The following is a 3,515-nucleotide window of genomic DNA, read 5'->3' as shown; positions in this document are numbered from 1 at the left end:
GTGTGCGCGATGACGCCCGGCGGAACCAACCGAACACGAGCAAGTGACCTGCCTGGCAACGCCAGGCCCAAAAGAAAGGCCCCGCGACGCACGGGGCATCGCGGGGCCTGGAACACGCGAAGGCTCAGACCAGCTTGATCTCGCGCAGGCGCTCGAGCAGGTACTCGTGGCCGGTGATCGGCGTCGGGTAGCGGTTCGGGTTGTCCGGGGTGATGCAGGACGGCAGCGTCTTGATCAGGAAGTCCGGGTTCGGGTGCAGGAAGAACGGCGTGGAATAGCGCGGCTTGCGGGCCGCTTCGCCCGGCGGGTTCACCACGCGGTGGGTGGTGGACGGGTACACGTGGTTGGTCAGGCGCTGCAGCATGTCGCCGATGTTGACCACGATGGTGTCGGCGTCGGAAGTGAACGGCACCCACTCGCCCTTCTTCGACAGCACTTCCAGGCCCGCCGCGCTCGCGCCCACCAGCAGCGTGATGAAGTTGATGTCCTCGTGGGCGCCGGCGCGCACGTTCGGGATGTCGTCGGCCGTGATCGGCGGGTAGTGGATCGGGCGCAGGATGGAGTTGCCGAAATTGGTCTTGTCGGCGAACCAGTCCACCGGCAGGCCGATGTGCAGCGCCAGCGCGCCCAGCACCCGCGAACCCAGCTGGTCCAGCGCCGTGTACAGGCCGTAGGCCACTTCCTTGAATTCCGGGATTTCCTCCGGCCACAGGTTCGGCGGCATCACGTCGGCGTACTTCGAGTCGCGCGGGATCTCGCGGCCCACGTGCCAGAACTCCTTCAGGTCGAAGTACTTCGCACCCTTCGCCGTCTCGATGCCGAACGGCGTGTAGCCGCGGGCGCCGCCGCCGCCGGGCACGTGGTACTTGCGCTTGGTTTCCTCCGGCAGCGCGAAGAAGCGCTGGAACACGTCGTAGGCGCGGTCGATCTGCGCCTGCGGGATGCCGTGGTTGCGGATGCCCGCGAAGCCCCATTCGCGGTAGGCGGCGCCGAGTTCGGCCACGAAGGCGTCGCGGTCGGTGTCGAAGCGCTGGATGTCGAGGGTCGGGATGGTGGCGGTCACGGTCTTGTCCGGTTCGGTGTTCTGGGAGGGGGGAGTCTAGGCCAGCCCGCGCGCGGGCGGCCTTGACGAGGCTCAAGCGGCGGCGCGCACCACTTCGGCCAGGCGGTCGAGCACCTGCTGCATCAGGGCGGCGTCGTCGGCTTCGACCGTCACGCGCACCACCGGCTCGGTGCCCGAGGGACGCAGCACCAGGCGGCCGCGGCCGGCCAGGGCCGCCTCGGCTTCGGCGCGGGCGGCCTGCACGGCCGGCTGCTCCAGCGGCTTCACGCCCGGCGCGATGCGCACGTTGACCGTCTGCTGCGGCAGCGGCTGGTAGGCCGACAGCGCCTGTTCCAGCGACTGGCCGCGGCGGCGCAGCACTTCCAGCACCTGCAGCGCCGCCACGATGGCGTCGCCGGTGCTGGCGCGGTCCAGGCACAGCAGGTGGCCCGAGGCCTCGCCGCCGAGCACGCCGTCGCGCTCGACCAGGGCCTGGTGCACGTAGCGGTCGCCGACCTTGGCGCGCACGAACTCGATGCCCAGCGCGCCCAGCGCCTGTTCCATCGCGTAGTTGGTCATGAGCGTGCCGACCACGGGGCCGTGCAGGCGACCGCTGGCCTGCCAGTCGCGGGCCAGCAGGAAGATCAGGCCGTCGCCGTCCACCAGCCGGCCGCGGCCGTCGACCATGAGCACCCGGTCGCCGTCGCCGTCGAAGGCGATGCCGAGGTCGGCGCCGGTTTCCCGCACGCGGGCGATGAGCGCCTCGGGGTGGGTGGAGCCGACGCCGCGGTTGATGTTCAGGCCGTCGGGCTCGTCGCCGATGGCGTCCACGCGCGCACCCAGTTCGGAAAACACCCGCGGGGCGACCTGGTAGGTGGCGCCGTGGGCGCAGTCCACCACCAGGCGCAGGCCGCTGAGCACGAAGTCGCCGGGCACGGTGGACTTGCAGAATTCGGCGTAGCGCGACAGCGCGTCGCCCACCCGCTGGGCCTTGCCCAGGCGCTCGGAGGGCACGGTGCGGAAGGGCTGGTCGAGCTCGGCCTCGATGGCCGCCTCGACCTCGTCGGCCAGCTTTTCGCCGTGGGCCGAGAAGAACTTGATGCCGTTGTCTTGGTGCGGGTTGTGCGAGGCGCTGATGACGATGCCGGCGTCGGCGCGCAGCGAGCGCGTCAGGTAGGCCACGGCGGGCGTGGGCATGGGGCCGAGCATGCGCACGTCGGCGCCGGCGGCGACCAGGCCGGCCTCCAGCGCCGCCTCGAACATGTAGCCCGAGATGCGGGTGTCCTTGCCGATCACCACGGTGGCGTGCTCGCGGCCCTCGCCGGCCAGCACGCGGCCGGCGGCGGCGCCCAGGCGCAGCATGAAGTCGGCCGAGATCGGCTGCTCGCCGACCCGGCCGCGGATGCCGTCGGTGCCGAAATACTTGCGCGCGGCCATCGTCGGGTCAGGCCGCGGCAGGGGCCGGGTCGGCCGCCGGCGCGGGCTGGCGCATCATCAGGGCCAGCAGCGCCGAAAGCTTTTCGCGCATCTGGCGGCGGTCGACGATCAGGTCCACCGCGCCGTGCTCGACCAGGAACTCGGAGCGCTGGAAGCCTTCGGGCAGGGTTTCGCGCACGGTCTGCTCGATCACGCGCGGGCCGGCGAAGCCGATCAGCGCATGCGGTTCGGCCACGTTGATGTCGCCCAGCATGCCCAGCGAGGCCGACACGCCGCCGGTGGTCGGGTGCGTGAGCACCGACACGAAGGGCAGGCCCGCGGCGCGCAGGCGCCCCAGCGCGGCCGAGGTCTTGGCCATCTGCATCAGCGAGAACAGGCCTTCCTGCATGCGCGCGCCGCCGGTGGCGGAGAAGCACACCAGCGGGCAGCCCAGCTCGAGCGCGCGTTCGGCGGCCAGGGCGAAGCGCTCGCCGACCACCGAACCCATGGAACCGCCCATGAAGCGGAACTCGAAGGCCGCCACGCACACCGGCCGGCCCTTGAGCTGGCCCTGCACGGCCACCAGCGCGTCGCGCTCGCCGACCGACTTCTGGGCCGCCTTGATGCGGTCGGCGTACTTCTTCTGGTCCTTGAAGTGCAGGGCGTCCACCGGGCCGAGCGCGGCGCCGATCTCCTCGCCGCTGTCGTCGTCCAGGAAGGCCACCAGGCGCTCGCGGGCGCCGATGGCCATGTGGTGGGAGCACTTGGGGCAGACCCGCAGGTTCTTTTCCAGCTCCGGGCCGTACAGGGCGGCGCCGCACTTGTCGCATTTTTCCCACAGGCCCTCGGGCACGCCGCGCTTGCCGTTGCCCTGGGTACGGATGCGGGAGGGCATGAGTTTGGTGAGCCAGCTCATTCAGGCACCGGTGTCGTTCTGGGTCGGGCAGTTTAGCCCGAAAGCCGGTTTTGGGCGCCCTGCCCCGCCCCGGCCGGGCGGCGGTGGCGCGGCCTCAGGCGACGCCGTCGAGCGCGGCCCGCAGCGGGGCCAGGAAGGCGG

Annotated in this window: 3 protein-coding genes; all 3 read right to left on the bottom strand. The window is 71.5% G+C overall.

Annotated features, from left to right (window positions below; all coding sequences use genetic code 11):
* Positions 1-124: 124 nt before the first annotated feature.
* The 3 genes from N790_RS04590 to accD all read right to left on the bottom strand — a co-directional run bounded on the left by N790_RS04590 (position 125) and on the right by accD (position 3,374).
* Positions 125-1,063 carry an isopenicillin N synthase family dioxygenase gene (locus N790_RS04590; protein ID WP_043801367.1) on the bottom strand — a complete coding sequence of 313 codons (939 nt, stop codon included), beginning with the start codon at positions 1,061-1,063 and terminating at the stop codon, positions 125-127.
* Positions 1,064-1,135: 72 nt separating this feature from the next.
* On the bottom strand, positions 1,136-2,479 hold the full coding sequence (gene glmM / locus N790_RS04585) for a phosphoglucosamine mutase (protein ID WP_043801364.1): 1,344 nt from the start codon (positions 2,477-2,479) through the stop codon (positions 1,136-1,138).
* Between the two features lie 7 nt (positions 2,480-2,486).
* Positions 2,487-3,374, bottom strand: coding sequence for an acetyl-CoA carboxylase, carboxyltransferase subunit beta (gene accD / locus N790_RS04580; RefSeq protein WP_043801361.1), 888 nt, complete (start codon positions 3,372-3,374; stop codon positions 2,487-2,489).
* Positions 3,375-3,515: the final 141 nt, after the last annotated feature.

Source organism: Arenimonas malthae CC-JY-1, assembly GCF_000747075.1.
Taxonomy (GTDB): domain Bacteria; phylum Pseudomonadota; class Gammaproteobacteria; order Xanthomonadales; family Xanthomonadaceae; genus Arenimonas; species Arenimonas malthae.
The sequence above is the reverse complement of the archived record's forward strand: the minus strand, read 5'-3'. Positions and strand labels throughout refer to the sequence as shown.